This is a genomic window from Labedella populi (assembly GCF_004078655.1).
In the GTDB taxonomy this organism is placed as follows: domain Bacteria; phylum Actinomycetota; class Actinomycetes; order Actinomycetales; family Microbacteriaceae; genus Labedella; species Labedella populi.
The window spans coordinates 411,120-432,735 of record NZ_RZNC01000001.1 but is presented as its reverse complement, the minus strand read 5'-3'; the positions used below and the strand labels follow the sequence as shown (position 1 = coordinate 432,735).

Here is a 21,616-nt window from a genome sequence, read left to right as displayed (position 1 = left end):
AACCTTCTTCGGGCCCTAGGAGACCTGACGCACCTTGACGTAGGCGGCCAGAGCCTCCCGGACGATGTCGGACTCGTCTCGGTTCTCGCGCTCGGCGAGAGCGTGCAGTCGATCCTTGAGCGCCTGGGGCACCCGTGCGCGGACCACGGGGGAGGGGCCACGCTTGGTGCCGACCGGCGGCCGCCCCATCGCGAGGTGCACCGCGTCGTCGGCACTGGCGGCTCCCGTCGCTTCCATCAGGGCGTCGAGGGCCGCAGCGCCAGCGCCGGGGCCGCGGCGGACGGTCCCGGGCTTCACGGTCAGTTCGCCGCGCTCGGCGCGCTCGGCCAGCCGCTCGTACTTGTCGTCGGTCATTGTGCTTCTCCTTCGTGCAGCAGGTAACGGAACTGGCCTGTGAGGGGCATGACGTGGAAGATGACGATTGTCCGCGGCGGCCGGTGCGCCGCGATCACTTCAAGGTAACGCTCCGTCTGTCCGTGCGGGTGGCCCACGTAGACGATGGTCTGCTCCCCCGGCTCGCCGTCGATTTCCGACGACACGTCGGCGTGCATCATCGCGTATAACGCGTCTTCGCGAGGTACCCCGTGCTTGTCGGCGCTTCGCGTCCACTCGACTCCCGCAACTAAAGTGCGGCACAGATACCGGCTACACTATTGGTCAATATGGTCTAGTTGCAGCCGTTTCCTACTCATGAAGGGGTCGGATACGCGGGCTTGATGCGGGAGGGAGATCCCACCCGTTCTTCTCGGGGAGCTCGATAACCAGCTTCTCTGCATGGGCCGCCAGATCACGGACTGCCGCATCGTTTCGACCTTTCCTCAGGAGTCGTAGATTCTGGCTGAGGACCTGCGCCCACTCCACGAGTGGTCCCAGCTTCTGCACGCGCTCCTCGACGCTTTCTCCTAGTTCTTCCATGACCTGCTGACCGAAGGCAACCCCGAGGATCTGCTCGGCTGCGAGCCACTCATCCAGCCCTCCCCATTCGGGAAGTTCGTCGACGTATGCTGCCGAAGGCTTCACGGTAAGAAGACGGCGCCCGCAGGGTGCCCACAGCGCCGGCCGCGCAGCGGTCGTCCGTGCCGGCCGCGCAGCGGTCGTCCGTTGAGCTCCTGGGGCCGGGCCCGGACGGAGCTTCCTCATTTCGGGGACTGAGGAGGGGCTCCACCGCTGGGACAGCAAGATTTCGTCGACCTCGACGTCGCCGCACTGGCGACCGGACTCGGGACGACCGAGTACCACCTGCGACGGATGTTCTCGTCGTTGGCCGGAATGCCGTTGCCTGAGTACGTCCGTTGCCAGGTGAGCGCCGACGTCGACCCCGACTACGCCGAGGGCAGCGAGTTGACCTACCTGCACGGCGTCGCCGTCACCGAGGCGGCGGACATCCCCGCCGATCTGGATGTGATCGAGGTACCGGCCGGCACGTGGGCAGTGTTCCGCACGGAAGGCGGCTACCCGGCGGCACTGCAGTCGGTGTGGGCCGCCACGGCGACCGATCGGTTTCCGTCGAACCCGTGGCGGCTCCGCCCCGGACCATCGCTCGTCTCGATCCTCGACCGAACCGAGGACTTCAGCACCGCCACGTGCGAACTCTGGCTCCCGGTGGAACGCGCCTGACGCTCGCGCTTCGACAGGCTCAGCGACCGTTCGAAGACCGTCTCTGCGATCCTGCGGCAGCACGGTCCCTGAGCTTGTCGAAGGGCAGGCGACCGCCGGGTGTCGCGCGTCTGCCTCTCACGCGGAGCCGAGACGATCGCGCATGACGGCGATGGCCGCCGGGTTCGAGTCGACGAGAACGTAGTTGCGGCCGAGCTCGGCCGCGGCCGCGCCCGTCGTGCCGCTGCCCGCGAAGAAGTCGAGCACCCAGTCGCCCTGTCGGCTCGACGCCTGGATGATGCGGCGGAGGACGCCGAGCGGCTTCTGCGTCGGGTAACCCGTCTTCTCTGACCCCGTCGGGGAGACGATCGTGTGCCACCAGACATCCGTCGGGAGCTTGCCACGCTCCGCCTTCTCCGGCGTCACGAGGCCCGGCGCCATGTACGGCTCGCGATCGACCGCGGTGGAGTCGAAGTGATAGGCGGCGGGGTCCTTCACATAGACGAGGATCGTGTCGTGCTTCGTGGGCCAGCGCGAGCGCGACTTCGCGCCGTAGTCGTAGGCCCAGATGATCTCGTTGAGGAAGCAGTCGCGCCCGAAGAGCGCGTCGAGCAGGACCTTCGCGTAGTGCGCCTCGCGGTAGTCGAGGTGCAGGTAGAGCGTGCCGTCGTCGGCGAGGAGGCGCCACGCCTCCGTGAGGCGCGGTTCGAGGAACTCCCAGTAGTCGTCGAACGCGTCGTCGAAGACGCGCAGTTCGCCGCGCACGTGCCGATACGTCGCTCCCTTGAAGCCCGTGACGACGCGCGTGCTCGGGTCGAGAGCACCGCGACCGGGAGGAGTCTCGGGTGCCTCGGCGTCGATCGGCGGGCCGGCTGGTTCGACATCGGACGGTTCCGTGGCGGTGGTCTCGTCGGCCGCCGGATCCACGGGCAGGATCCGCTCGCTCGTCACTGACTGCCGCCGCTGCACTCGACCCGTGTTGAACGGCGGATCGAGATAGACGACCGTGAACGCCCCGTCAGGCAGCGACGCCGTGACCTCGAGGTTGTCGCCCTCGATGATCGTGCTCGACTCGGGGAGGCGTCTCTCGTCCTGCGACGTCACGGAACGCGGTGGAGCCAGGCGTCGGACGCGAACTTCGACTCGGCGAGCTGCTCGGCTGCGGCGAACTCGGCTTCCGTGATGTGCCCCTCGCGCGCGCCCGTGAGCGAGCGGAACGACTGCAGCATGCGCTCGATGATCTCGGCGCGGGAGAGCCCCGTCTGGCTCTTGAGCGGATCGACACGCTTCGCGGCGGATTTCGTGCCCTTGTCGCTCATCTTCTCGCGGCCGATGCGCAGCACCTTCGTCATGAGCTCACCGTCGATGTCGTAGCTCATGGTGACGTGGTGCAGTACGGCGCCGGAACCGAGCCGCTTCTGCGCGGCCCCGCCGATCTTGCCCGCGGGGCTCGTGATGTCGTTGAGGCCCTGGTAGGTCGCGTCGATGCCGAGCGACTGCAGCGCCTGCAGCACCCACTCGTCGAGGAACGCGTAGGAGTCGGCGAACGTCATGCCCTGAACGAGTTCGGCGGGCACGTAGAGGGAGTAGGTGATGACGTTGCCGGAGCCCATCATCATCGCCCCACCGCCCGAGATGCGACGGACGACGTCGAAGCCGTAGGCCGCGGCGTTCTCCAGGTCGACCTCGTTCTTCACCGACTGGAAGCTGCCGATCACGACGGCTGACTCGTTCCACTCCCAGATGCGAAGAGTGGGACCGCGGCGGCCCTCCCCGACCTCCGCGGTGAGGACCTCGTCGAGCGCGAGGTGCATGCGCGGCGAGATGGCGCCGGAGTCCACGATCTCCCAGTCGAAATCGCGCCAGTCGGCCGCGTTCGTGAGCGCCCGGCGCACCACGACGCCGACGGCCTCGGGGCTGAAACCCAAGAGCGTCGCCCCCTCGGGGAGCGCCGCGCGCACCGCCGCGGCGATGCGCGACGAATCCGACTCCGCGGGAAGTCCCTCGACGGCGGCGTTGATCGCGTCGAGGGCGTCGTCGGGCTCGAGGAAGAAGTCTCCCGCGATGCGGACGTCGGCGAGCCGGTCATCGACGATGTCGAGATCGACGACGACGAGTTTGCCACCCGGGACCTTGTACTCACCGTGCATGCGTACACACTATCCGCGAGCGCTGCGATCACGCCCGCCGGGGGACGAGCCTGCCGCGGGGGACGCGGACAGGCCGGTGGCGTGGGTAGTGTCGAAGACTCACCGCTCGTCACCGGAGGAGATCTCGTCGTGCCGCTCACCGTCTCGTCCCGCCGCCCCGGTGGCTTCGCGCTCATTCTCGGGCTCGGCCTCCTCGCGCTGACCGGGTGCTCGACCGGCGAGAGCCCTGCGCCCGCCTCGACTGCACCGACACCCACTCCCTCCGCCACGCCGATGTCTCCCACACCCCCGGCGACCGATCCCGCCTTCACGGCCCTGGAGGAGGAGTTCGACGCACGACTCGGCGTCTACGCGCTCGACACCGCGACCGGGGCCGAGGTGCAGTGGCGAGCCGGCGAACGCTTCGCCTTCGCGTCCACGTACAAGGCCCTCGCCGCCGGCGCCCTTCTCGACACCGTCGGCATCCCCGGTCTCCTCGAGGTCGTCACGTTCACGGAGGACGACCTCGTGGCCCACTCCCCCATCACGGAGGAGCACGTCGACGAGGGTATGACCCTGAGCGACGTCGCCGATGCCGCCATCCGCTACAGCGACAACACGGCGGGAAACCTCCTCCTCGAGGCGCTCGGCGGCCCCGAGGGATTCGACTCCGCGCTCGAGGAGATCGGCGACGACGTCACGGTGTCGGAGCGCGAAGAGCCCGACCTCAACTCGGCCATACCGGGCGACGTCCGCGATACGAGCACACCGGCGGCGCTCGCCGCGGACCTGCGGGCCTACGTCCTCGGCGACGCGCTGAGCGAGGACGAGAGCGCCCTGCTCACCGACTGGTTGAGACTCAACACGACGGGGGACGACCTCATCCGTGCCGGCGTGCCCGGCGACTGGACGGTCGCCGACAAGACGGGCTCGGCATCGTACGGGACCCGCAACGACATCGCGGTCATCTGGCCGGCGGATGGCAGCGACCCCCTCGTGCTCGCAATCCTCTCCGACCGGGCCGCCGAGGATGCGGAGTCCGACGACGCCCTCATCGCGCGAGCCACCGAGATCGCCGTCGACGCCCTCCGCCCTTCGTCGACGGAGTAAGACGCCGACCATCGCGTCCCTGCTCGGAACGCGCACTTGGTAGCGTTACCAGTGGCGGCTAGGCTGACGACGTGAACGAAGTGCCGTCGCTGTCTCCTGCGTCGGCAGAGCGCCGCATCCGCGTCCTCGACGTGGGTGGATCGCACGTGACCGCGGCGATCGTCGTGACGGACGGGCGGACGGCGCGGGTCGAGAGTCGCGCCGATCACGACATCGATCCGCACGCCGGACGTGGCGCTCTTCTCGACGACATCGCCCGACCGGCTCTCGCTGTGGATCCGGCTGCCCACGAGTGCATCGTCGCGATGCCCGGGCCGTTCGACGACGACACCGGCATCGGCACGTTCGCCGGAGTCGCCAAATTCGCATCACTCGCCGGCATCCCCCTGCACCCGGAGTTCGCGCGTCGCCTCCACATCGGTCCGCACAACGTCAACTTCCTCAACGATGCCGTCGCCTACGGCATCGGCGAGTGGGCGTTCGGCTCGGCGCAGCGCGCGCACCGCTCCGTGTGCATCACGCTCGGTACGGGCGTCGGCTCCGCTTTCCTCGACGCCGGGCTGCCCGTCACCGATGGGCCCTCGGTACCGCCGGACGGCTACGCCTTCCGCATCGACGTCCACGGCGGCCCGCTCGAGGACACCGTGTCGACTCGTGCGATCATGACGGGTTTCGCCCGCCGCACCGGCATCACGACGACGGTCGCCGAGATCGCGGCGAGCGCTCGCGCGGGCGATGCCGACGCGACGGCGGTGCTCGATCACGCCCTCCACTCGCTCGGCGTCGCACTCGCGCCCTGGTTGGGCCGCTTCCGGGCCGACGAACTCGTCGTCGGGGGATCGATCTCCCGCTCGTGGGACCTGCTCGAACCGCCCCTCCGGAGAGGTTTGCTCGACGGCGGCGGGGCACCGCCCCTCGTCCGTCGTTCGACCCTTCTCGCCGACGCACCGCTCCTCGGAGCGGCCGCCTGGGGTGTCGGCGCCGCCCACCCGGCGTCCCCCCGCGACACCCTCGCCTGAATACAGCGAACGCTGTACTGTAGGCGGCATGCCTCTCGCAGACACGACCGTCACGACGACGCACGCCGCCGCCATCGCTCGCCTCGGCTACGCGCTGTCCGATGCCACGCGGACCGGCGTCCTCCTCGCGCTCCGCGAGGCACCCGCTCGCCCGTCCGACCTCGCGGACACCCTCGGCGTCTCCCGCCAGGTCATGTCGAACCAGCTCGCGTGTCTCCGAGGCTGCGGCCTCGTCGAGGCCACCCGCGACGGACGCCGCTCCCTCTACCGGCTCGCCGACCCGCACCTCGCCCCGGCTCTCGGGGAGCTCGTGAGAGTCGTCCTGCACGTCGATCCCACGTGCTGCTCGAACGACGGGTGCACGTGCTCATGAGCACCGCTTCGCCTCCGATCACTCGAGAGCGCCGCGAACTGCTCGAGCGCCGCATCCGATGGATCGTCGCCGCGACGATCACGTACAACCTCGTGGAAGCGATCGTCGCCCTCACAGCCGGCACCCTCGCCTCCTCGGCGGCCCTCATCGGCTTCGGCCTCGACTCGACGGTCGAGGTCCTCTCCGCCGCCGCCGTGGCCTGGCAGTTCACGCGCCGAGACCCGGAGCGGTGGGAGAAGGGCACTCTGCGCGTGATCGCCGTCGCCTTCTTCGCTCTCGCGGTCTACGTCACGGCTTCGTCGGCGCTCGCGCTCACCGCTCGCCTGGAGGTCGCGCACTCGACGCTGGGAATCGTCATCACCGCACTCAGTGTCGTCATCATGCCGTTCCTCTCCGTCGCGGAACGGCGGACCGGTCACGCACTCGGCTCGGCGAGCGCCGTCGCCGACTCACGCCAGACGTTGATCTGCACCTATCTGTCGGCAGCCGTCCTCGTGGGGCTCGTCGCGAACAGCCTGCTCGGCTGGTGGTGGGCTGACGCCGTCGCGGGACTCGTCATCGCGGGCTTCGCAGTCCACGAGGGCATCGAGGCGTGGCGCGGGGACGCGTGTGCCACCTCCGTGGGGATGCTTCTCGAGGAGGAGCACGACGACAGATGAGACGATGACCTTTCGAGCACGAGGAGGATCGCGTGAAGCTGTATTCGGATTTTCGGCGGCAGCGGACCGGGCAGATCCTCGGAGACGTGATCGCGCTCGTCGTGCTCGTCGCCGGGATCCTGCTGGCCGTGACGATCCACGGCACCATCACGGCGCTCGACACGATCGGCCGCAACGTCCAGGAATCCGGGCGGGGGCTCTCGTCGACGATGAGCGACGTCGGGGACGCGTTGTCGTCGACGCCGCTCATCGGCGAGAGCATCGGCGGCCCCTTCGACGCCGCGAGCAGCGCCGCCGATTCGCTTGCGACGGCCGGCGAGAATTGGCAACTCGGCGTCCACACGCTTGCTGCGATCGTCTCCTGGATGATCGTGGCGATCGTCGTCGCGATCCTTGCGCTCGCATGGGTCCGGCCGCGGCTCTCCAGTGCCGTCCGCCGGGGCCGGCTCGCTCGACTCGCCGCCTCCCCGAACGCCGTCGAGCTGCTCGCCTTCCGGGCCCTGACGGAGCACGAACCGCGCGACGTCCTGGCCGTCGACCCCGCGGTCATCGCCGCTTGGCGTCGCGGTGACCCCGCGGTCGTCCGGCACCTCGCCGCACTCGAACTCCGATCGGCGGGCGTGCGCCTCCCCCGGTGACCCTCCGAGCGGCCCGCACTCCCGTGGCGGTCGGCGGAGAGTGGAGCGCCGGCGAAGCCGGCCCTCCAGGACGCGCCAGAGCCTCAGTACCCACCGCCTCAGTACTGGCCGAGGGACAGACCGCGCTGGAAGATGCGCTGCGTGAACATGAACAGGAGCGCCGTCGGGATCGAGACGATGAGCGCCGCCGTGAGCACGACCGTGTAGGCGGAGCCGCCGCCCTCCGTGGACTGCAGCGCCGCGAGAAGCGGCATGACCGGTCGCGTGGACGCGCTCTGGGTGAGCACGAGAGCGAGCAGGAGGTCGTTCCACACCCACGTCGCCTGCAGGATGAACACGACCACGAGAGCGCTGCGCGACATCGGCAGATAGATGCGGGTGAAGATCCGCCAGGGGTTCGCCCCGTCGACGACCGCCGCCTCGAACACGGTCTCCGCGATGCCCGCGAAGAAGTTGCGCATCACGAACGCGGAGAACGGCGTCGCCACCGCCGCGTACACGATCGTCATGCCCGTGAAGGTGTCGAAGAGACCGATCTGCGAGAACGCCGCGAAGAGTGGGATCACCATGATCTGCAGCGGGAAGACGGTGCCGCAGAACACGGCGAAGAACCAGAAGAAGCCGTGCTTGAGCTTCAGCACGATCACGGCGAAACCGATGCCCGCGCCGAGGACCACCGCGATGAACGGCGCGATCGTCGCGTAAAGGAAGGTGACGCCGAGCCCCGAGGGAACGTCCGTGGTCGAGAACACCTCGCCGACGTTGGACAGCAGGGCCGGCAGGTTGCCGGGTGACCACAACTGCGAGCCGGAGTACTCGGAGGTCAGTTTCCCGGCGTTGGCGAGCAGCAGGTAGATGGGAAGGAGCCACAGGATGCCGAGCGCACCGAGGACGACGTACCGGACGATTCTCGAGATCATGACCGCACCGCCTTCTTCACGGGGTCGCCGATGGTGAGCTGCCTCCGCAGGTAGATGATCGACGCCGCGAGAGTGATGACCGTGAGGAAGAGGGCGACGGCGGCGCCGAGCCCGTATTCGCTGTTGAGGAACGTGTTCCGGTACATCGTCACGCCGAGCGTCTCCGAGACACGGTTCGGTCCGCCCTGGGTCATCGACTGCACGATGTCGAACGTCTTGAGGCTGTTCACGATCGAGAGGCCCACGACGATCGTCGTGGACGGGCGAAGCAGCGGCCAGATCATGTAGCGGAAGAGGCGCCAGCCCACCGCTCCATCCACCTTCGCGGCCTCGAGTGGCTCCTTCGGGATCGACTGCAGCCCCACCGTGAAGAGGAGAGCGTTCACTCCGACGCCCTGCCACGCCGAGGCGATGATCATCGCGAACGTGTTGAGGGGCGCGTCCTGCAGCCAGCGCAACTCGGATCCGGGGAGATTCAGCCACTCGAGCGCTTGTGACAGCGCTCCCCCGTTCTGCAACACGAACGAGAACACGACGCCGACGGCGACACCGGACAGCGCGTACGGGATGAGGAACGGCACGCGCAGCCAGGCGCCTCCGGGGAGCCCGAACGCCAGATACGCGACGACGAGGCCGAGGCCGACCGGGACGACGAGGGTCCCGACCACCCACAACAGTGTGTTGACGATTGACGTCAGGACCGCGGGGTCGCGGAACATCCGCACGTAGTTGTCGAGACCGACGAAGTCCGGATCACCGAGTCCGTTGAAGTCGGTGAAGCTCAGATAGACGGTGTAGACGACGGGCAGGTGGAGGACGAGGACGACCGCCACGACGCCCGGGGCCAGGAAGCCCCAGGCGGCGCGTTGGTAGTTCGTCGAGGAACGGCGGGCCATCCCGGTCGTCAGTTGCCGGCCCAGTACTCGTCGGCGACCTGCTGGATGCCTTCGAGGTACGGGGTCGGGTCACCGGGGTTGGTCATGAAGCCCGTGAACTGGTCGAGGGATGCGGTGAGGATCGGCGCGGGGGCCGCCTCGTACCAGCGCAGGTAGAACTCGTAGCTCGGGTCGGCGAACTCGGCACCGATGGTCTGGAACTCCTCGGTCGATGCCTCGGCGTTCGGGTTGTACGGGAGGTTGCCCTCCTGCTCGCTCCACGCGGTCTGCGCCTCCGAGCTCATCCACCACTCCGCGTATTCGAGGCCGACGTCCTTCTGCGGCGAGTTCGATGCCGTGCATGCCGGAGCGGTCTCGATCGCGACGGGCGTGGTCTCCTGGTCCGGATTGACGTTCGGGATCGGGAAGACACCCCAGTCGGTGCCGCTCTCGAGCCCGACCGTGGTCAGGGTGCTCGCGTACCAGGTGCCGAACGGGATCATCGCGACTTCCTGATCCTTCATCTGCGTCTCGGCTGCGACCTTCGAGCCCGGGTCCGTGAAGTAGCCCTTCTCCTTCATGTCGAGCCAGATGTTCATGACCTCGACGACCTCCGGGTCCGTGAACTTCACGTCGCCCGTCGTGAGGCCCGTGTAGAGGTCCAGGTCGGTGCCGGCGGCGAGGATCTGGAACCAGACGAAGGCCCACGGGTTGCCGCCAGCGTTCCAGAACGGTGCGACACCGTTGTCGACGAGGGTGTCCGAGACCGTCATGAGCTCGTCCCATGTGGCGGGCGCCGTGAGGCCGTACTCCTCGAACGTGCGCTTGTCGTAGTACATGACCCAGTCGTCCACGCTGATGGGTGTGCAGTACTGCTCGCCGTCGACGGTGTAGAGGTCACGGACGGACTCGGCGACGTCACCGTTCTCGACGGCTTTCGTCCAGATGTCGGTCGTGGGCGCCACGAGATCCTCGGCGACGAGCTCCTCGAGTTGGCCGCCGGTGTGCCACGTGAAGAGCCCTGGGCTCTTGTTGGTGCGGAAGGACTGCTTCACGAAGGCCTGGAAAGCCTCCTGGTCGGCGTACGCCGTCGTCTCGAGAGCGACGTCGATGTCCTTCTTCGACTCCTTCGAGAAGTTGTCGAAGTCCCACGTCTTGTCGGTGATGAAAACGAGCTCGCCGGAGTCGGCGCCCGAGGCGCCCCCGGCCGAGCATCCGGAGAGCGCGGCGGCGCCGAGCACGAGGACTGCCGCTGCCGCGGCGCTTCTGGAGAATCTCACGCTGAACTCCCTTGTTCGAGCAGATGTGATGGCGGGTGAGGTGCATCCGGTCGGGACCGGTTGTTATCGTTACCAAGCACACGCACAGTAACACGCCGCCCGAAGGGCCACAAGGGCCGCTCCCCGGCGGTCCGGCCGCTTCGGTATACCGTGGCGCTATGACGACCGACGGACCGAACGACGCGAGACCGCGCGCTCGCCGGTCGTCGAGTCCCACCGTCCACGACGTCGCGCTCGAGGCGGGAGTCAGCCCCATGACGGTGTCGCGCGTCCTCTCGGGCGGCAAGAACGTCAGGCTCGAGGTACAGGAACGGGTCGCGCGGGCGGTCGAGACCCTCGGGTACCACCGCAACGAGAATGCGCGCAGTCTCCGACCCGGGCACCGGTCCGGGCTCGTCGGCGTCACCATCACGAACATCGCCAACCCGTACTACGCCGAGATGCTGCGGGGCGTCGAGGAGATCGCCTCGTCCCACGGCCGCCGCATCCTCGTGGGCAACTCGAACGAGGACGCCGACCTCGAGAAGCAGCTCGTCGCCGACTTCATCGGGAGGCGCGTCGAGGGACTCATCGTCGTGCCGTCGAGCGCAGGCGACGCCGCCCATCTGCAGCCGGAGCGGCTCGGCGGGGTTCCCCTCGTGCTCGCATCGAGGGCCGTCGCGGACGTGGCCGCGGACACGGTCCTGATCGACGACGTGGAGGGGGCCCGCGGTGCGACGGCCGCGCTCCTCGCCGAGGGACACCGCCGCATCGCCTACCTCGGTCAGCGATCGGTCTTCACGGGACGGCGCCGACTCGAGGGCTTCACCCTCGCGCACGAGGCACTCGACCTGCGGCCGGACGACGAGCTCATCCGTGTGGGGCAGCAGGACGTCGGCTCGGCCGAACAGGCGATGACGGAACTCCTCGAGCTCGCTGACCCGCCGACCGCCGTGTTCAGCGCCAACAACCGCAACACCGTCGGAGCCATCCGCGCGATCGTCGCGCGGCGACGCTCCGGCGGATCTGCGGGCACCTCGAGCCTCGACATCCGCGTCGCGGGCTTCGATTCGTTCGATTTCGCCGACATCGCGCCCGTGCGCCTGTCGGTCGTCGACCACGACGCCGGTGATCTCGGTCGCCGTGCCGCCGCCATGCTCTTCGATCGACTCGGGGACGCTCCGCAGCCGCTCGACGCACGCACTCTCGAGCTTCCCGTCACCCTCCGCGACCTGTTCTGACGCCGTCCGCGTGGCCGGAGCGAGATGGCTCTGGTGCACCCGCTCCTCGACTGATATCGTTACCAACGCTTCGGGCCCGAGCGCCGACCACCACCCTCCGGCGACCACATCGACCCCGTCTCTTCAACGACGAAACAGGCGAAAGGGAGGCCATGGCTTCTCACCCATCCGCGCTCCGCCGCACGGCGGCGTACGACCCGCGACCGACGATCCCGTTGCCCGACGGACACGATGTCCGGCGCGGCGCCGACGCGTGGGCGCGCATCGCGGCCGAAGCGGGCGAAGGCGGATCGATCGCCGTCGACACGTACCCCGGCGTCGATCTCCCCGCCCTCCGGGCCGAGATCCAGCGGCACCTCCCGGACGCGACGATCTTCGACATCGAGGAACTCGCGGCCCTCTCCCCTGAGCGCATCGACGCCCTCATCGACGGCAACCTGACGGACGACCGCGTCTTCGGCGTCATGAGTCACCACACGCTGCGCGACTTCTACGACCCGGCGGAACTCGACCGCGCTGCCGCTGACATCGAGGCGGCGAGCGGGCGCAGCATCGTCATCGGGTGGGGCGCGACGCTCGCGCCCGTTCCCTTCGATGTCGTCGTGCTCGCCGACCTGGCCCGCTGGGAGATCCAGCGCCGGCAGCGCGCCGGCGCGCCGAACTGGCGGGCCCGCAACGGCGACGAGGACGCGATCCGAAAGGTCAAGCGCGGCTTCTTCGTCGAGTGGCGCGTCGCCGACCGGCACAAGCGCTCGCTCTTCGAGCGACTCGACTTCGTGCTCGACACGAACGACTCGGTCACCGAGGCCCGGCTCCTCACGGGCGACGGCTTCCGCGCGGCGCTCGAACTCGCCGTCACGCGCCCCTTCCGGGTCGTGCCCTTCTTCGATCCCGGCGTCTGGGGCGGGCAGTGGATGAAGGAGAACCTCGGCATCTCAGGCGAGGACAACTTCGCGTGGGGCTTCGATTGCGTCCCGGAGGAGAACAGCCTGCTCATCGCGTCGGGAGAGGACACGGTCGAGATCCCCGCGATCGACCTCGTCTTCCGTCACCCGCGCGAGCTCCTCGGCGAGAAGACCTTCGCGCGCTTCGGCGCCGAGTTCCCCATCCGCTTCGACATGCTCGACACCGTCGGCGGCGGCAACCTCTCGCTCCAGGTGCACCCCCTCACCGACTACATCCAGAACACGTTCGGCATGCACTACACGCAGGACGAGAGCTACTACCTGCTCGACGCCTCCGACGATGCCGTCGTGTACCTCGGCGTGAAGACCGACGTGGACCGCGATGCGATGCTCGCCGACCTCCACGCGGCAGCGACGGGCTTCACCGACTTCCCCGCTGAGACGTACGTCAACACGTTCCCGGCGCGGAAGCATGATCACTTCCTCATCCCCGCCGGCACCGTGCACTGCTCCGGCGCCGACTCGATGGTGCTCGAGATCTCCGCGACGCCCTACATCTTCACGTTCAAGATGCACGACTGGGGCCGCGTCGGCCTCGACGGGCGGCCCCGTCCCATCCACCTCGAGCACGCCGCCGCGAACATCCAGTGGGACCGCGACACCGAGTGGACGACGCGCAATCTCGTCGACCGCGTCGAGCCGATCGGCGAGGGCCACGGCTGGGTCGAGGAGCGGACAGGACTGCACGAGTTCGAGTTCATTGACGTGCGGCGGCACTGGTTCACCGACGTGGTCCAGCACGACACGAACGGCACGGTCAACGTGCTCAACCTCGTCGAGGGGGACGAAGCGATCGTCGAGAGCCCCATCGGCGCCTTCGAGCCCTGGGTCGTGCACTATGCCGAGACCTTCATCGTCCCCGCCGCGGTCGGCCCGTACACGATCCGGCCCCACGGCGAGAGCGTCGGACGGCGCCTCGCCACAGTGAAGGCCTTCGTCGCCGGCACGGGCACGGGCACGGGCACGGGCACGGGCACGGGCACGGGCACGGGCACCCGATTCCACCGCAACGCACGACACCACAGAAACGGAATGACATGAGCAAGGTAAAGGCACTCATCGCCGCCCGACCATGGACCGACACGGGAGCACGAGCGGGACTCTTCTCCTCGGCCGCCGCAGCGACGGAGGTCGTCGGTGGCGAGAACGTCCGCGTAATCCCGGAACAGCTCGTCCGCGCCGGGCGCGACGGCGCGCGCGAGCAGGCGATCCGCCTCGAGATCGGCGACATCCACCGCCCCATCTCGCTCGGATCCGCGGTGCAGCACGGCGGGATCGCCCTCGACGTCGAGGCCGGGACCACCGACGACTCGACCGTCATCGACGTGAACGGACTCACCCTCCGCACCGTGGACGGCGAGGACGTCGACGTCCGGGTCGAGGACGGCCCCCGCGGCGCCTACCGCCTCTTCGTGCCGGCCGTCGAGTCGGACACCGTCATGCGACTCGTCGTGCCATCACTCGACGCCGATACCGAGTTGACCTTCACCGTGCTCCCCGTGCGCGACTGGACGATCCACGTCGTGCACCACTCCCACTTCGACATCGGGTACACCGACCCGCAGGCGATCGTGCTCGCGCACCAGCGCTCGTTCCTCGACTCCGCTCTCGAGCTGCTGCGCGACTCGGGGGGCGAGCTCGACGGCGAGCGCTTCCGCTGGGTCGTCGAGTCGATCTTCACGTTCGAGAGCTGGGCGCAGTCCCGCCCGCAGCACCTCGTCGACGAGTTCGTCGGCTACGTGCGCGAGGGGCGGGCAGAACTCACGGCGCTCCCCTACAACCTCCACACCGACACATGTTCAACGGACGAACTCCACGAACTGCTGCGCACCGCGCGCCGGATCGCGGCGCAGTACGACATCCCGATCCCGTCCGCGATGCAGACCGACGTCCCCGGCACGGTCGTCGGTCTGCCCGACGCCCTCGCCGAGAACGACGTGAAGTACCTCGCCGTGGCCCACAACTGGGCGGGCCGCTCGATGCCGCAACTGAACGGCGGGCAGCTCCTCCCCCGGCTCTTCCGCTGGGCCGCGCCGTCGGGCAAGTCGGTCCTCGTCTGGCTCACCGACAGCCCACACGGCATGGCGTACATGGAGGGTCCGCTCCTCGGCTTCCACCAGGACTACTCCGCCGTCGAGGACCACCTGCCCGTCTACCTCGAGTCGCTCGCGGCGAACCCGTACCCCTTCCCGCCCGGAGTCTTCGGCTGGCACGGCACCTCGCACGCCGTCGATCGCACGCCGTACCCGTGGGACATCGTCCACCTCAGGACGCAGGGCTTCGTGGGCGACAACGCCCCAGCCCGCCGTCGTGCAGCGGACATCGCCCGCGAGTGGAACGAGACGTGGCTCTCTCCGACCATCCGCATCTCCACGAACGCCGACTTCTTCGAGGACGCGGAGAAGCGCCTCGGCGACGAGATCCAGACGTTCGAGGGCGACTGGGGCGACTGGTGGGTCGAGGGCGTCGGATCGGCCGCATACCCGATGACCCTCGTGCGCGACGCGCAAGCGAAGGTGACGGACGCGCAGACCGTGTCCGCCGTGCGTGCACTCGTCACCGGCGCCGATCTCCCCGGCGAGGCCGAGCAGTCGGAGGACACCTACCGCACGATCTCGATGTTCAACGAGCACACGTGGGGCGCGGGAAACTCGTGGCGGTTCTCCGACCACGGCTTCGACTCGGGCGAGGTGCAGTGGCAGTGGAAGGTCGCGAACTCGATCGTCGCGCAGCAGACGGCCGGCGAGTACCTCGAGCGCGCCTCGGCATTCCTCGGAGCGGACCTCGGGGTAGCGGACGGTGCGCGCGCGAGCTTCTACGCCGTCAACACGACGGCGATCGAACGCGACACCGCCGTGAGGATCTTCGTGCGGGAGAGCACGGTGCCGATGGGCACGGCGTTCACCCTTCACGACGGGCGGACGGGCGAGTCCCTCCCCTACGTGGAGGAGGCGCAGAGCAACCACGAGCACCGCGAGGCGGGCCGGTTCGTCACGGCGCGGGTGCGATCCCTCCCTTCCGTCGGTTTCGTGCGCATCGATCTGCGCACGACGGACGGTGATCCCGAGTCGGCGGCAGCGGCATCGACGTTTGTCGCCGATCCGCTCGTGCTCGAGAACGAGCACCTCCGCGTGCACGTCGACCTCTCGATGTCCCGGATCGCGTCGATCGTCGAACTGTCGACGGGCCGCGAGCTCCTCAACCCGGATTCGCTCTTCGGCGGCAACGAGTACATCTACGACCTGTACACGAGCGCCGGCGGCTTCAACCACCAGTCGAACAAGACGTCCACCTCCGAGGAACTCGAACTGCTCGGCGACCGGTGGCGCGCGCGTCCCGCCGCGCTCATCGAGCGCGAGTCGGACGCCGTGGAGGAGCGGCTCGTCTACGAGTACCCGGCGGCGGGAGCCGAGTGGGTGCGCGTGACTCTGCGGCTGCGGCACGGCGAGCCGGCCCTCGTCATCGAGAACCGCATCGCGAAGGACATGACGGACGCGAAGGAGAGCGCGTTCTTCGCTTTCCCGTTCGCGGGAGACGACCCGGTCGTGCGGTACGAGGTGAGCGGCGGCGTCACGGGCGACGGTCTCGAGCACGTCCCCGGAGCCCCGCAGCACATGCGCGCGGTCCGCGACTGGGTCACGGTGGAGTCGGCGGACGGCGCCGTCGCGTGGGTCACGAAGGACGTCCCGCTCGTCGAGCGCGGCGTGATCGCACTGCCGTACGCGCCGTTCCCCGCGAGCACGTCGCCGTACGAGCCGGGCACGATCCTTTCGTGGGTCCACAACAACGTGTGGGACACCAACTTCCCCACCCGGCAGGCCTTCGAGGCGACGTTCTCCTACGCGATCGGCGTCCGCCCAGCGGAATCCTCCACGTCGGGCTCGCCCTCGGCGTCCGGCTTTGTGGAGGAGATCGCGGTCGCAACGAGCGCCGCGCTCGTCCACCCACCCCTCGTCGTGCAGGCGAACGCCCGCTCGACTGAAGCGGATGCGCCCGCCGAGAGGTCCCTTCTCGCGGTGAGCGACGCACGAGTGAAGCTCGTCGCCGTTCACTCCCTCGGAGGTGGGCGGCTGCTGGTGCGCCTGCAGTCGTTCGTCGACGCTCCCGTGAGTGTGGACGTCGCGGTCCCCGGCGGTATCGCGTCCGCTGCAGCGGCGACGTTCCTCGGCGAGGAGCGTGAGCCGCTCACCGTATCGGGCACCACGGTCACCGTCGAGATCCCGCGCCTCAGCCCTCGGGCGGTGATCCTCACCCTCGCCTGACCCCGGCCCCGCAGCCGCCGATGTGCCGGCTTTCGTCGACCCTCCGGGCCTCGAGACGGAGACAGCCGCGCATCGCGGTCATCCTCTCGCGGCCCGCAGCGACGGCCTGGGGTGTGGAAGCATTGGGGAATCACCGAAGGGACCCCACTCGATGTCGATCACCGCGGACTCCAACGCACTCCTGCCGGACCTCGTCGCCCTCCGCCGGAAGCTCCACGCCGCTCCGGAAGTCGGCCTGCAGCTGCCGAAGACGCAAGCGACCGTGCTCGCCGAGCTCGAGGGCCTCGGCCTCGAGATCACGACCGGAACCGCGACGACCTCGATCGTGGCGGTCCTACGAGGTGCGCACGAGGGGCCGACGGTGCTCCTGCGCGGCGACATGGACGGTCTCCCCGTCCGGGAGGAGACCGGCCTCCCCTTCGCCTCGACGAACGGTGCGATGCACGCGTGCGGTCACGATCTTCACACGTCGGGACTCGTCGGCGCCGTCCGACTGCTCGCCGCCCGCCGCGACGAGCTCCACGGCTCGGTGATCTTCATGTTCCAGCCCGGCGAAGAGGGCTACGGCGGCGCGAAGATCATGATCGACGAGGGCGTGCTCGATGCAGCAGGAACGCGACCGGTCGCCGCCTACGGCATCCACGTGATCCCCGGCCCGAACGGCGTCTTCTCCATGCGGTCGGGTCCGGCGATGGCGTCGTCGAGCACCCTCCGCATCCGCATGGTCGGTGAAGGCGGTCACGGTTCTCAGCCGTCGAGCGCGTTCGACCCCGTGCCGGCGCTCACCGAGACGGTCTCCGCGCTGCAGTCGATGGTGACACGGCGCTTCAGCGTGTTCGATCCCGTGGTGCTCACCGTGACGCAGCTGTCCGCGGGCGAAGCGATCAACGTCATCCCCGACTCGGCGAGCCTCGGGGCGACCGTTCGGGCGCTCTCCGACGAGGCGCTCGAGACCCTCGCGATCGAGACGGAGCGGATCGCGTCCGGAATCGCATCGGCGCATCGGTGCCGGGCCGAGGTGCGGTTCGAGACGATCTACCCCGTCACGGCGAACGACCCCGGTACCACCGCTGCGGCGATGATGACCCTCAGCGACACGTTCGGGCCCGGCCGCGTGGAGACGATGGCCGTACCGCGGATGGGCAGCGAGGACTTCTCCTTCGTGCTGCACGAAGTGCCCGGAACGTTCATCTTCCTGCAGACGACCCCGCGTGAGCTGGACTCCACGACGGTCGCCTACAACCACTCCCCGCGTGTGCTCTTCGACGACTCCGTGCTCGGCGACCAGGCCGCGGCCCTCGCTGCGCTCGCCCTCTCCCACCTCGCCGCGCCCGCCATCTGACGCCGCGAAGCCCGCCGTCCGACCCTCGCGCGGGACCCCCTACACGTGGGTGTCCCTCCCGGCTTCAGGCGCTGGTAGTGTCTCTCGTCGTGACACCCGCTCTCACACCTCCGGACGACGCTGCGCGCCGTCATGATCCGGCGTTCCGCCCGTCTCCTCAGTACGAGGAGGTGTCGACGATGGGTGATCGCAGCGACGACGCGGTGTGGGTGGCGACGATGAAGGCGGATGCGCTGCTCGGGCACCTGTCCGACGAGTACCGCGTGCAACTGGGCGCACGATTCGACTGGGACGTGTCGGAGGAGGACGTGCGGGTCGCCCGGGCCACACTCTCTGCACAACGCATCGACGCCCTCACGCGCGGCCAGCGGAAATCGAGCGTCGCCTCGGTCTCGACTGCAGGGTCGGGGCCGGCCGTCGCCGGCGAGTGGGACCTCACGAACGACCTGCTCGCCCTCTGACCCCGAGAGCCGCGTCCCCCACCGTCAGGCGAGGCGGTAGTAGTCCGGCTCGATGTGCTCGCCGCGGTCGAGCTCCTCGATCAAGGCCATGTCTTCCGGGTCGAGGGCGAATTCGAAGACGTCGAGGTTTTCGGCGAGACGCTCGGGGACGGCGGACTTCGGCACCGTCACGAACCCTGATTGAACGTGCCAGCGGAGCACGGCCTGCGCGACGGTCACGCCGTGTTTCACGGCGATCCGTTGGAGCCCGGGATCGCGGAACACCCGTCCCCGCGCGAGAGGCGACCACGACTCCGTGACGATCCCGAGCGCTCTGTGCGTGGCCTGCTCCGCCGTCCGCGTATGGAAGGGATGCAGTTCGATCTGATTGACGACGGGCACCTCCCCGCCGAGTGCGACGAGATCATCGAGCTGGGTCGGCGAGAAGTTGGAGACGCCGATGTGCCGCGTGAGGTCGGCGCGCTTTGCGGCCTCGAGGCCGCGCCAGGCGTCGCGGTGCCGCCCTCCCGCGCTGTACGGCCAGTGGACGAGGTAGAGGTCGACGCGCTCCAGGCCGAGCCGATCGAGCGACTGCTCACACGCCCGCACCGCGGCGACCTCGTCGTGCGCGTCGATCCAGAGCTTCGTGGTGACGAACAACTCGCCGCGATCGATGCCGGACCGCCGGATTCCCTCGCCGACGCCTCGCTCATTGCCGTAGACCGACGCGGTGTCGATGGATCGATAGCCGAGTTCGATCGCCGTCGACACGATTCGAGCGGTGGTCTCATCGTCCATGTCGAAGACGCCGAGGCCGAGTTGCGGCATTCCGAACGTCGGGTGGGCAGGGGCGGCGGGCGGGGCGTGCATCGATGACCTCCTGAGGTTTTCGGACGATCGTCCGAAAACAGGTGTAGCACGGGGAACCTCCCGGGCATCGGCCAAGGCATCGGGTCTGCCGGATATTAAACAGATCGGAAACACACGTCCACGCCGTCGAAACGTGCGGAGTTTATTTTGGACCCATGTCCGATAACGTGCTGATCGCACCCACGACCGCCGACTCGACGACCGCCGACCCCGCACCCCTCCTCAGCGTGCGCGACCTCACGGTTTCGTTCAGCACCTCCCGCGGCCGGCATACCGCCGTCTCGCATGCGAGCCTCGACCTCTCGGCGCACCGCACGCTCGCCGTCGTCGGCGAGTCCGGATCGGGCAAGTCGACTCTCGCTGCCGCGATCAACCGGCTCCTGGCGACGAATGCCCGCATCGACTCGGGCAGCATCCTCTTCGACGGTCGCGACCTCGTCACGGCGAGCGCCCGGGACCTCACGCGAGTGCGCGGGGCGGGCATCGGGCTCGTGCCGCAGGACCCGATGTCGAACCTCGACCCCGTCCACCGGGTGGGCGCTCAGATCGTCGAGGCCCTCGAAGCGCACGGGACGTCGTCACGCGAGTCGACGAAGCGGGCGATCGAGCTGCTCGACATGGTCGGCATCCCGGAGCCGAAGCGCCGTTTCCGGCAGTTCCCTCACGAGTTCAGCGGCGGCATGCGGCAGCGTGTGCTCATCGCGATCGGGCTGGCGTGCCGCCCGAAGCTGCTCATCGCCGACGAGCCGACGAGCGCGCTCGACGTCACGGTCCAGCGGAAGGTGCTCGACCGCCTCGACGAGCTCACGGCGGAGATGGGCACGGCCCTCTTCATGATCACGCACGACCTCGCCCTCGCCGCTGAGCGCGCGAGCGAGGTCCTCGTCATGTTCCGCGGCACGATCGTCGAGCACGGCGCCGCCGCTCAACTCCTCGAGGACCCGCAGCACGAGTACACCCGCAAGCTCCTCGACGCCGCCCCCGCACTCGCCGCGCGCCGTGGAGTAGCGCGAGGCGTGACCCCCTACGCCGCCGCGGGCGAGACGGGTGAGGCGATCGTCACGCTCACGGACGTCGTGAAGGAGTACTCCGTCCGCGACTCGGCGTTCGGCAAGCCGCGCACCTTCGCGGCCGTCGCGGGCTCGACGCTCGACATTCCGCGCGGCAGCACCGTCGCGATCGTCGGCGAGTCCGGATCCGGCAAGTCGTCGACCGCCCGACTCGTCCTGGGCCTCGATGCTCCGACGCGCGGCACCGTGGCGTTCGACGGACGCGACATCGCGTCTCTCTCGGCGGCGGAGATGACGGCTTTCCGCCGGCGGGTCCAGCCCGTGTTCCAGAACCCGTTCGCCTCCCTCGACTCGCTCTTCACCGTGGGTGCGACGATCGCGGAGCCGCTCGTCGTGCACGGCATCGGTACCGCCGCGGAGCGCTCCGGGCGCGTGCGTGCTCTGCTCGAGGAGGTCGCCCTCCCCGCCGACACAGCCGACCGGTACCCGCACCAGCTCTCAGGCGGGCAGCGTCAGCGCGTCGCGATCGCTCGCGCTCTCGCCCTGCAGCCGGAAGTGCTCGTGCTCGACGAGGCGGTCTCAGCGCTCGATGTCGTCGTGCAGGCACAGATCCTCGATCTCTTGGCTCGGCTGCAGCGCGAGCACCGGCTCACGTACCTCTTCATCAGCCACGATCTCGCGGTGGTCCGCCAGATCAGCGACTACGTGCACGTCATGTCGCGCGGACGCATCGTCGAGTCAGGCACTCCCGACGAGCTCTTCGAGTCGCCGCGCGAGGAGTACACGCGCGAACTGCTCGGCGCGATCCCGGGCACTCGCCTCCCCGCCTGAGCGCTCACCCTTCCCCGCCCCACCCCTCCCCGTTCCGTCCCGTCCCGTCCCGTTCCGTTCCGTCGCGTCGTTTGCGT

Annotated in this window: 21 protein-coding genes; 12 read left to right on the top strand and 9 right to left on the bottom strand. The window is 68.9% G+C overall.

The genetic code is table 11. The features are described 5' to 3' along the window. Positions 1–15: 15 nt before the first annotated feature. From ELQ92_RS16435 to ELQ92_RS02150, 3 genes are all read right to left on the bottom strand, one after another. Positions 16–354, bottom strand: a complete 339-nt coding sequence (locus tag ELQ92_RS16435) for a CopG family ribbon-helix-helix protein (RefSeq protein WP_208004210.1) — start codon at positions 352–354, stop codon at positions 16–18. Next, positions 351–554 (bottom strand): hypothetical protein, encoded by a 204-nt coding sequence (locus ELQ92_RS02155; protein ID WP_208004209.1) that lies wholly within the window; start codon positions 552–554, stop codon positions 351–353. The genes ELQ92_RS16435 and ELQ92_RS02155 overlap by 4 nt, the downstream gene beginning before the upstream one ends. 130 nt (positions 555–684) lie before the next feature. After that, positions 685–1,020, bottom strand: coding sequence for a hypothetical protein (locus ELQ92_RS02150; RefSeq protein WP_128497301.1), 336 nt, complete (start codon positions 1,018–1,020; stop codon positions 685–687). A gap of 279 nt (positions 1,021–1,299) precedes the next feature. Here ELQ92_RS02150 and ELQ92_RS02145 point away from each other — a divergent pair, with 279 nt between their 5' ends. Continuing rightward, positions 1,300–1,617 (top strand): GyrI-like domain-containing protein, encoded by a 318-nt coding sequence (locus ELQ92_RS02145; protein WP_243694817.1) that lies wholly within the window; start codon positions 1,300–1,302, stop codon positions 1,615–1,617. A gap of 117 nt (positions 1,618–1,734) precedes the next feature. Here ELQ92_RS02145 and ELQ92_RS02140 read toward each other — a convergent pair whose 3' ends face one another. Next, the gene (locus tag ELQ92_RS02140) at positions 1,735–2,700 is read right to left on the bottom strand and encodes a DNA-methyltransferase (protein WP_243694816.1); all 966 of its coding nucleotides are present in this window, start codon (positions 2,698–2,700) and stop codon (positions 1,735–1,737) included. Next, positions 2,697–3,746, bottom strand: coding sequence for a lipoate-protein ligase LplAB (gene lplAB / locus ELQ92_RS02135; protein WP_128497299.1), 1,050 nt, complete (start codon positions 3,744–3,746; stop codon positions 2,697–2,699). The genes ELQ92_RS02140 and lplAB overlap by 4 nt, the downstream gene beginning before the upstream one ends. A gap of 174 nt (positions 3,747–3,920) precedes the next feature. Between lplAB and bla the strand changes: the two genes are divergently transcribed. The 5 genes from bla (at position 3,921) to ELQ92_RS02110 (ending at position 7,524) form a co-directional block, all read left to right on the top strand. Then, positions 3,921–4,835, top strand: coding sequence for a class A beta-lactamase (bla, locus tag ELQ92_RS02130; protein ID WP_424979754.1), 915 nt, complete (start codon positions 3,921–3,923; stop codon positions 4,833–4,835). Positions 4,836–4,906: 71 nt separating this feature from the next. Then, entirely contained in the window at positions 4,907–5,854 is a 948-nt protein-coding gene (locus tag ELQ92_RS02125) for an ROK family protein (RefSeq protein WP_128497298.1), read from the top strand. Between the two features lie 28 nt (positions 5,855–5,882). After that, the gene (locus tag ELQ92_RS02120) at positions 5,883–6,227 is read left to right on the top strand and encodes an ArsR/SmtB family transcription factor (RefSeq protein ID WP_128497297.1); all 345 of its coding nucleotides are present in this window, start codon (positions 5,883–5,885) and stop codon (positions 6,225–6,227) included. Continuing rightward, the gene (locus ELQ92_RS02115; RefSeq protein WP_128497296.1) at positions 6,224–6,886 is read left to right on the top strand and encodes a cation efflux transmembrane domain-containing protein; all 663 of its coding nucleotides are present in this window, start codon (positions 6,224–6,226) and stop codon (positions 6,884–6,886) included. The genes ELQ92_RS02120 and ELQ92_RS02115 overlap by 4 nt, the downstream gene beginning before the upstream one ends. A gap of 32 nt (positions 6,887–6,918) precedes the next feature. After that, positions 6,919–7,524 (top strand): hypothetical protein, encoded by a 606-nt coding sequence (locus ELQ92_RS02110; protein WP_128497295.1) that lies wholly within the window; start codon positions 6,919–6,921, stop codon positions 7,522–7,524. Between the two features lie 98 nt (positions 7,525–7,622). Here the strand turns inward: ELQ92_RS02110 and ELQ92_RS02105 are convergent, their stop codons facing one another. The 3 genes from ELQ92_RS02105 to ELQ92_RS02095 are packed head-to-tail and all read right to left on the bottom strand — an operon-like array spanning position 7,623 to position 10,599. Continuing rightward, the gene (locus ELQ92_RS02105) at positions 7,623–8,444 is read right to left on the bottom strand and encodes a carbohydrate ABC transporter permease (protein ID WP_208004207.1); all 822 of its coding nucleotides are present in this window, start codon (positions 8,442–8,444) and stop codon (positions 7,623–7,625) included. Beyond that, on the bottom strand, positions 8,441–9,340 hold the full coding sequence (locus tag ELQ92_RS02100; RefSeq protein WP_128497294.1) for a carbohydrate ABC transporter permease: 900 nt from the start codon (positions 9,338–9,340) through the stop codon (positions 8,441–8,443). Before ELQ92_RS02100 ends, ELQ92_RS02105 begins: the two co-directional genes overlap by 4 nt. Before the next feature lie 8 nt (positions 9,341–9,348). Then, entirely contained in the window at positions 9,349–10,599 is a 1,251-nt protein-coding gene (locus ELQ92_RS02095; protein WP_128497293.1) for an ABC transporter substrate-binding protein, read from the bottom strand. Between the two features lie 158 nt (positions 10,600–10,757). Here ELQ92_RS02095 and ELQ92_RS02090 point away from each other — a divergent pair, with 158 nt between their 5' ends. The 5 genes from ELQ92_RS02090 (at position 10,758) to ELQ92_RS02065 (ending at position 18,849) form a co-directional block, all read left to right on the top strand. Continuing rightward, positions 10,758–11,819 carry a LacI family DNA-binding transcriptional regulator gene (locus tag ELQ92_RS02090; RefSeq protein ID WP_128497292.1) on the top strand — a complete coding sequence of 354 codons (1,062 nt, stop codon included), beginning with the start codon at positions 10,758–10,760 and terminating at the stop codon, positions 11,817–11,819. Between the two features lie 152 nt (positions 11,820–11,971). Continuing rightward, entirely contained in the window at positions 11,972–13,825 is a 1,854-nt protein-coding gene (locus tag ELQ92_RS02085) for a class I mannose-6-phosphate isomerase (RefSeq protein WP_208004206.1), read from the top strand. Next, positions 13,822–17,046 (top strand): glycoside hydrolase family 38 N-terminal domain-containing protein, encoded by a 3,225-nt coding sequence (locus ELQ92_RS02075; protein WP_166426679.1) that lies wholly within the window; start codon positions 13,822–13,824, stop codon positions 17,044–17,046. Before ELQ92_RS02085 ends, ELQ92_RS02075 begins: the two co-directional genes overlap by 4 nt. Before the next feature lie 151 nt (positions 17,047–17,197). After that, positions 17,198–18,388, top strand: coding sequence for a M20 metallopeptidase family protein (locus ELQ92_RS02070; RefSeq protein ID WP_128497289.1), 1,191 nt, complete (start codon positions 17,198–17,200; stop codon positions 18,386–18,388). 179 nt (positions 18,389–18,567) lie between these two features. Further along, complete coding sequence (locus ELQ92_RS02065) at positions 18,568–18,849, top strand: hypothetical protein (protein ID WP_128497288.1); 282 nt, start codon at positions 18,568–18,570, stop codon at positions 18,847–18,849. 24 nt (positions 18,850–18,873) lie between these two features. On the opposite strand, the gene ELQ92_RS02060 is transcribed toward ELQ92_RS02065, so the two are convergent. Further along, positions 18,874–19,698 (bottom strand): aldo/keto reductase, encoded by an 825-nt coding sequence (locus ELQ92_RS02060; protein WP_128497287.1) that lies wholly within the window; start codon positions 19,696–19,698, stop codon positions 18,874–18,876. Between the two features lie 155 nt (positions 19,699–19,853). On the opposite strand from ELQ92_RS02060, the gene ELQ92_RS02055 reads away from it, so the two are divergent. Then, positions 19,854–21,539: a dipeptide ABC transporter ATP-binding protein gene (locus ELQ92_RS02055; RefSeq protein WP_166426678.1), complete on the top strand. Its 1,686-nt coding sequence runs from the start codon at positions 19,854–19,856 to the stop codon at positions 21,537–21,539. Positions 21,540–21,616 lie beyond the last annotated feature (77 nt).

Coding starts and splice junctions, on each gene's coding strand:
- ELQ92_RS16435 (WP_208004210.1), bottom strand. CDS start 354: ATGACCGACGACAAGTACGAGCGGCTGGCCGAGCGCGCCGAGCGCGGC.
- ELQ92_RS02155 (WP_208004209.1), bottom strand. CDS start 554: ATGATGCACGCCGACGTGTCGTCGGAAATCGACGGCGAGCCGGGGGAG.
- lplAB (WP_128497299.1), bottom strand. CDS start 3,746: ATGCACGGTGAGTACAAGGTCCCGGGTGGCAAACTCGTCGTCGTCGAT.
- ELQ92_RS02120 (WP_128497297.1), top strand. CDS start 5,883: ATGCCTCTCGCAGACACGACCGTCACGACGACGCACGCCGCCGCCATC.
- ELQ92_RS02115 (WP_128497296.1), top strand. CDS start 6,224: ATGAGCACCGCTTCGCCTCCGATCACTCGAGAGCGCCGCGAACTGCTC.
- ELQ92_RS02105 (WP_208004207.1), bottom strand. CDS start 8,444: ATGATCTCGAGAATCGTCCGGTACGTCGTCCTCGGTGCGCTCGGCATC.
- ELQ92_RS02100 (WP_128497294.1), bottom strand. CDS start 9,340: ATGGCCCGCCGTTCCTCGACGAACTACCAACGCGCCGCCTGGGGCTTC.
- ELQ92_RS02090 (WP_128497292.1), top strand. CDS start 10,758: ATGACGACCGACGGACCGAACGACGCGAGACCGCGCGCTCGCCGGTCG.
- ELQ92_RS02085 (WP_208004206.1), top strand. CDS start 11,972: ATGGCTTCTCACCCATCCGCGCTCCGCCGCACGGCGGCGTACGACCCG.
- ELQ92_RS02075 (WP_166426679.1), top strand. CDS start 13,822: ATGAGCAAGGTAAAGGCACTCATCGCCGCCCGACCATGGACCGACACG.
- ELQ92_RS02070 (WP_128497289.1), top strand. CDS start 17,198: ATGTCGATCACCGCGGACTCCAACGCACTCCTGCCGGACCTCGTCGCC.
- ELQ92_RS02065 (WP_128497288.1), top strand. CDS start 18,568: ATGGGTGATCGCAGCGACGACGCGGTGTGGGTGGCGACGATGAAGGCG.
- ELQ92_RS02060 (WP_128497287.1), bottom strand. CDS start 19,698: ATGCACGCCCCGCCCGCCGCCCCTGCCCACCCGACGTTCGGAATGCCG.
- ELQ92_RS02055 (WP_166426678.1), top strand. CDS start 19,854: ATGTCCGATAACGTGCTGATCGCACCCACGACCGCCGACTCGACGACC.